5 protein-coding genes are annotated in these 6,210 nt (G+C 63.3%); all 5 read left to right on the plus strand.

What is annotated here, in order from left to right; genetic code table 11:
* Positions 1 to 196: 196 nt before the first annotated feature.
* On the plus strand, positions 197 to 778 hold the full coding sequence (locus tag BLV24_RS20815) for a recombinase family protein (RefSeq protein ID WP_092685513.1): 582 nt from the start codon (positions 197 to 199) through the stop codon (positions 776 to 778).
* Between the two features lie 247 nt (positions 779 to 1,025).
* Entirely contained in the window at positions 1,026 to 2,105 is a 1,080-nt protein-coding gene (locus BLV24_RS20820) for an AAA family ATPase (protein ID WP_218133488.1), read from the plus strand.
* Positions 2,098 to 4,371: a S8 family peptidase gene (locus BLV24_RS21820; protein WP_143040393.1), complete on the plus strand. Its 2,274-nt coding sequence runs from the start codon at positions 2,098 to 2,100 to the stop codon at positions 4,369 to 4,371. Before BLV24_RS20820 ends, BLV24_RS21820 begins: the two co-directional genes overlap by 8 nt.
* 2 nt (positions 4,372 to 4,373) lie before the next feature.
* Complete coding sequence (locus BLV24_RS20830) at positions 4,374 to 4,622, plus strand: DUF2188 domain-containing protein (protein ID WP_092685517.1); 249 nt, start codon at positions 4,374 to 4,376, stop codon at positions 4,620 to 4,622.
* 505 nt (positions 4,623 to 5,127) lie between these two features.
* Positions 5,128 to 5,484, plus strand: coding sequence for a hypothetical protein (locus BLV24_RS20835; RefSeq protein WP_143040394.1), 357 nt, complete (start codon positions 5,128 to 5,130; stop codon positions 5,482 to 5,484).
* The last annotated feature ends 726 nt before the right edge of the window (positions 5,485 to 6,210 follow it).

The following is a 6,210-nucleotide window of genomic DNA, read 5'->3' on the forward strand; positions in this document are numbered from 1 at the left end:
AGTGATGTAGAACGTCTACATCAAAATTAGCTTTCGGAGCTTCTCCCTGCAGCGCGACAGGCGCGAGGCGCCCTGTCCGAAAGGGGATCGTTCTGCGGACAGTCCGGCAAGGGCGCTCTGACGCTCGCAGCGCCGTATCATTTGAATGGTCCGTTTTGTTTTGCAGTGAAGGGGCCTCAAGCGTTACAGTCTCGCCATGACCGCCGCCCGTATCGGATACGCCCGCTGCTCCACCGACCGCCAGGACCTGACCGCGCAGCGCGAGGCACTGCTGGCGCTCGGCGTTTCGGAGGACCGCATCTATGTCGACCATGGCCTGACCGGGCGGAATCGCACCCGCCCCGGGCTCGACCAGGCGCTTGCCGCGGTGCGCGAGGGAGACACGCTGGTGGTCGCCAAGCTCGACCGGCTGGCGCGGTCCGTGCCCGACGCGCGGGACATCGCCGACCGGCTCTCGGCCCGCGGCGTGAAGCTGGCGCTCGGCGGAGCGGTCTATGATCCGACCGACCCGATGGGGCGGATGTTCTTCAACATCCTCGCCACCTTCGCCGAGTTCGAAAGCGACCTGATCCGTCTGCGAACCCGCGAGGGCATGGCCGTCGCCCGCGCCCGCGGCAAGCTGCGCGGCAAGAAGCCCAAACTCTCCGACCGCCAAGCGAAGGAGCTGCGGCGGATGTACGATACGGGGGAGTACTCGGTGAGCGATCTCGCGGAGGTGTTTTCGATCTCCCGCCCGACGGTCTACCGGACGCTGCAGCGGACCGGCGCAGGGAGTTGAGCCCCCACCGGCCACCCCGGAACCACCTCCAGCGACGCAGACAGGGGATCTGGAGCCGGTCAGAAGCGGCGAAACCACGGAGGCCGCTCCTGGGAAATGAAGGACGTCGCCACCAGCGCCTCCGCTGCAACCTAGGCCCCATCATGTTTACACTTATAGGATATAGGTTGACATATTTGCCGGCATGCCCAACATATCCGCCATGGAAGTTGACAGGTCCCTCATAACCGCTCTCATAGAAGCCGCCATGGCGGCGGACTACACTGCCGTGCGGCGGCTCGGCGGCCAGATCGCGAAGCGAATGGCCGAACAGAACGATCTTGAGGGCGCGAAATCCCTTCAGAACCTATTGCGCAAACGGGGCGTTCCGCTTCAAGCGTCAGGTTATGCCGAAGCGCTGCCTCGGGACGCCGGATCGCGACTGCCTCTTATCGAGGAAGGACAGTGGCCGACCACACCGATCATGCTGGGCGGCGACGCGGGGCGAACGATCTCGCAGTTCATCGAAGATGCACAGCATATTGGCCTTCTGGCCGAGAAAGGCGTCTCTGCACGCCTCGGACTGCTGCTCTATGGACCGCCTGGCACCGGCAAGACCCTACTGGCGGGCCATATAGCCGCGTCGCTCCGACGACCTCTATATGTGGCGCGCCTCGACTCGCTGATCTCGTCCCGGCTGGGCGAAACCGCCAAGAACATCAGGGGCATATTCGAGTTCGTACCGTCACGGAATGCTGTCCTTTTCCTCGATGAGATGGATGCTATCGCGAAGCTGCGAGACGACCGGCACGAACTGGGCGAACTGAAACGCGTGGTGAACACCGTCCTTCAGGGGCTCGACTCTCTAACCGATGACGTTGTGACGGTCGGCGCAACCAACCACCCACACCTTCTTGATCCGGCGATCTGGCGGCGCTTTCCCTACAAGGTCGAGCTGAACCTGCCCGACGAGGATGTGCGCGCCAGCATGTGGGAGCACTTCCTGTTCCTGGGCGATGACGGTCGCAAGGATGACGGTCGCCTGCTGGCTCGGGTCTCAGACGGGCTCAATGGCGCGGACATCGAAAACATCGCGCTGGCGGCACGGCGCCGGGCGATCTTGAGCAACCAGGATTCAAGCCTTGCGCATATCCTGCTGGCCGTAGGCGCGTCGCGCAGCGGCAACCCCCGGCTTCTTGATAATCGTGAGTTGGACACCGCTGACAAGAAGACGCTGACGCGGCTGCTGCACGATAAAGGCGGCATCAGTCAATCGGACATCGCCAAGATCGTTGGCGTCAGCCGCCAGATGGTGCATCGTTATTTGAAGGAGACGCTTGATGGCTAATACCCCCCGGCGTCCGCTTCTGAATCCCGTTCTTCGTTTCACCAAGGACCCGCAGCCTGAGGGCGTGTCGGGGGGCGGAAAGAACGCGGCCAGCATCATGACGGATCGCCTGCCCACCCAGCGGAGGGCGCTGTCGAGACAGTTTCGCGATCTTGCGGCACGAGCAGAGCAGCAGCCGCGCTTCGATGGCTGCGTGGTGCTTTACGCGGCGATGTTCGACGACTCTCTTGCGCCAAGCTACACACCCAAGGACCTTTTTCAGGCAACGCGGAGCGCGCGCCTGATTGCGCCCTATCGTTCGGGATACCTGGTCGAGATCGCGGCGGATCAGCTCTCGCAATACGCGAACCTCGTCGAGACCAGCGGCGCCATCAAGGATCAGGTGGATATCTCGCGCATCGAGGCTGTTCGGTTCTTCGAAGGGGCAGATGCAGGCAGAGCCGCAAGCCTTGACGCGATTTGGGACGCCGCGCCGGAAACAGACGCGGGCAAGGCCTTCGTCATCTGGCTAATGCCCTTGCGCGGTCGCGATGCCGCCGAACACCTGATCCAGAGATTTGCCGCCCTGCGCGACGGCGCGATCGTGCCGCCCCCGCCGCTCCTGACAGGAGTCGATGTTGGCGCGGATACCGATGTACCGGCGGCCATGCGACGCGCAGTGAGAGCCGCGGCGGCAAGCGGCGACCGCATCGGTCTTGCTATGCGCACCTATCGCCAGCACCGCCGAGCTCGGACAACTGTTCTGGTGCCGTCACGCTCCGCACTCGACCAGCTGATCGCCTCGGGCACTGTGTTTCGCATTGAGCCCGTGCAGCCAATCAACTCGACTTCGCCAGGAGAGGGTAGGGAACCCGACCGCCCTTTGCCGGGGGATCTGACGACGCTGCCGATCGTCGGCGTCGTTGATGGTGGGCTGACGGCAGCATCCTACCTTCCTGCGGAAGCCTGGCGCGCACCGCCGCTAATCGCTGACGGTGCGGCTGATGCCCCACACGGGAACCAGGTCACGTCCCTCGTGGTGCAAGGGCATGACTGGAACAACAACCTGACCCTGCCGCCGCTCTATTGCCAAGTCGGCACGGTTCAAGCGGTGCCTAAAAGGGACGCGCGAGTCATTGTCGATACACAGGACTTCGTCGCCTATCTCGATGGGGCGATGGGAGCGAACCCGGAAACCCGGGTATGGAATTTCTCGCTCAATCAGCCGGAATCCTGTGACCTCGAAGCAGTGAGCCCCCTTGGGCATGACATCGCGATGCTGGCCAGAAAGCATCGCGTTCTTCCAATCATCTCTATCGGCAACAAGCCGGGAACGCGGCTTCAGCCGCCAGGCGATTGCGAGGCGGCGATCACCGTTGGCGGCAGGGTGCATGACGACAATGGCGATCCCGGAGGCGAATGCCCAGTCAGCCTTACCGGGCCTGGGCCGTCCAGCATGCTGAAGCCTGACCTCTCGCACTTCTCTCACGTCCGCGCCTTGGGCGGCGTGCTCACCAGAGGATCGAGCTTCGCCACCTCCCTGACATCCCCGCTCGCGGCGCACACGATGGAGCGGGTGCGCGAGGCGTCGCCCGATCTCGTGAAGGCGTTGCTGCTGCACAATTCGGACGGGATGAACTTCGATCCGGCGCTCGGCTTCGGCACGCCGACAGCGGCATCGTTGCCCTGGGAGTGCAGGCCCGGCTTCGTCACGCTGCAATGGCGAGCGTCGCTCCGCCCGAACGCCGCCTACTATTGGGAACTGCCCATCCCGGAATCCCTGAAGAGGACCGGCAAGCTGAAGGGCATTGGAGCTTTGACGGCAATCCTTAATCCGCATCCGATGGTGACGGATTATGCTGGACCCAACTACTTTAGCGTGCGCCTCGAAACGGCACTGCAATACCAACGCGGAAGAAATATAAATAATACTTCTAAGTTTAACAACCTTCTCGGGTCCCTAGATACGGGAAAAGTCACCGAGCAGGAGGCTCGGTCCCTTGATCACAAGTGGAGCCCGGTGCGGCATCACAAGAAAGCTTTCCATAGAGTCAGCTTTGAAGGCGATTCACTGCGCGCCTACGCCAGAATCTATGCACGTGACCTATATCTATACGGTTACACCGGTAGTGATGAAATTCCCCAAACGGAAACGGTTTTCGTATTGTCGCTCGGGACCGGCGACGAGAATGATGATGTGTATAACGAGCTGCGCGATCAGCTCGGCGCTTTTGTCGAGACGGCGGTCGTCGAGGCAGATATCGACGTGGACAATGAAGGATTCTGAGCATGAGCAAGGATAAGGACAGGACCATCTACCGGCGTTCTTCTGACAACAAGTGGGTTGATAAGCGGAACGACGCGGGGCGCGGCTTTGTCTTCGACACGCAGGCCGCTGCGATCGCCTCGGGTCGTGAGAAGCTCGTCAATGCCGGAGGTGGCGAGCTCACAGTTAAGGGGCGCGACGGAAAAATTCGTAGCAAGGACACGCTCGGCGGTGGCAACGACCCTATGCCGCCGCGTGATCGCGAGCACTGATCACCCATAGCCGCACCAGCGACGCAAAAAGATGGGAAGTCAGCGCGTGGCAGCCACGCGCAATTGCAGATACGGTCAGAACTTCCCCTGTCAAAATAGGGGCGTACGAATTAATAATTGTCTGCCGGTCTGAAAATTCAGCAATGACGCCTTAATCTATCTGAGGACGGAAATGAGCCTGGGCGTTTTCACGGTGGAGCCGCGAAAACGCCGGGCTGTCGGGTGTAGCTTCATTGGCGATTCAACAAGGATCTGCGACCCGAACGTCTCAGGATCCCTGATTGGAGACATCGCTTTGACCCGTATCGCCGCCAGAACCGCCCTTGCCCTTGTCGGCTTGACAAGCCTTGGGCCATCGCAAGCCCGAGCTCAAAGCTACGACATCGACTGCAAGCTGATCCTGTGCCTCGCGGGCGGGTTCCCCTCGGGCTGCGCGGACGCGAAGGCGTATATGATCGACCGGATCACCTCGGTCCCGCCGAAGCCGCCTATCGGCTTCTGCGCGATGTCAGACGGGTCCGAATACACCGACTACCGCCTCGATTACGCCTGGGTTTCCCCCGCCTCGGCCGAGGGCTGGGTCTGCCCGGACGACAAGCTCAAATACTTCCGCGCCACGCACGAGGATCGAGGCGAAACTCATGTCCAGGTCTTCTGCTACGACCAGCGTGTGGTTGTGCAGGCCGGCTGGCGCGACGAGGAGCCGACCTACGCCTGGCTCGGCCGCAGCGTCCCGGAGCGCTCGGATTTCCGCATCGCGGTCACGATCTCCCCCGGATCCGAGGACGCGTATGACTCCGGCGTCCAGCGGGTCGAGACCGGCATCGGGCGTTGGTACGGAAACGTCTACGTCTCGCACTGAGGCAGCGCGAGCTTCCCTGCCCTTCTCGGTCGGCTGACGGTTCGCTTGCGACGGCGTAGACCGTTCGGGCTAAGACCTGAGCTCCCAGGATCCATCTCTCCCCGATCTTTGACGATCTGATCACGGTCAGGCCCGGACGCCTCCCTGTCGGGACCGCGCTCCTGAGGTTTCGCTCGGCCTGCGGCCTCCCTCCACCCCGAGCCGGCGCGCCCCGCCCTCCCTGCGGCCGGATGCGGGGCACGCGGTCTCGGCCCGAGCCCCCTGCCCCGCGGCCGCATGGTCGCGCGAGGCCCTCCGTCTCGGCCCGTCCGGGTCTGGATCGCTGGCGCAGAAGCAAGCGGGCGATCCGCGCGGCGGATCGAAATCGGAATGCGGCCAGGGCCGAGGATCGACACGCGAGGGGACAAGCCCCTCGCGCGCTCACCCCGGCCCTGGACATCTTTTTCTCTCCTGTCCGCCCAGCAGACCCGCCCGGCAGGGTCAAGAGCGCGATCCGCGCCTCCGGGGCGAAGCTTCCGCAATTTCCTCCCTCGGCTGCGCCTCCTCCGGAAATGACGGCTTTCACCCCTCCGGCACGGCAGACCCCGGCCGCCCTGAAGGGCGGGCTCGGGGTCGCGTCTCCTGACCCTGCCGCGCGCGCCCGCGGGTCGGGCTGCGCCCTCCCCCGCTCTGCTCCGCCGAAAACACGGGGTTTTCGGACGGTTCAGACCGGCGGAGGCGCCGCCC

The organism is Albimonas donghaensis (assembly GCF_900106695.1).
GTDB classification, from domain to species: domain Bacteria; phylum Pseudomonadota; class Alphaproteobacteria; order Rhodobacterales; family Rhodobacteraceae; genus Albimonas; species Albimonas donghaensis.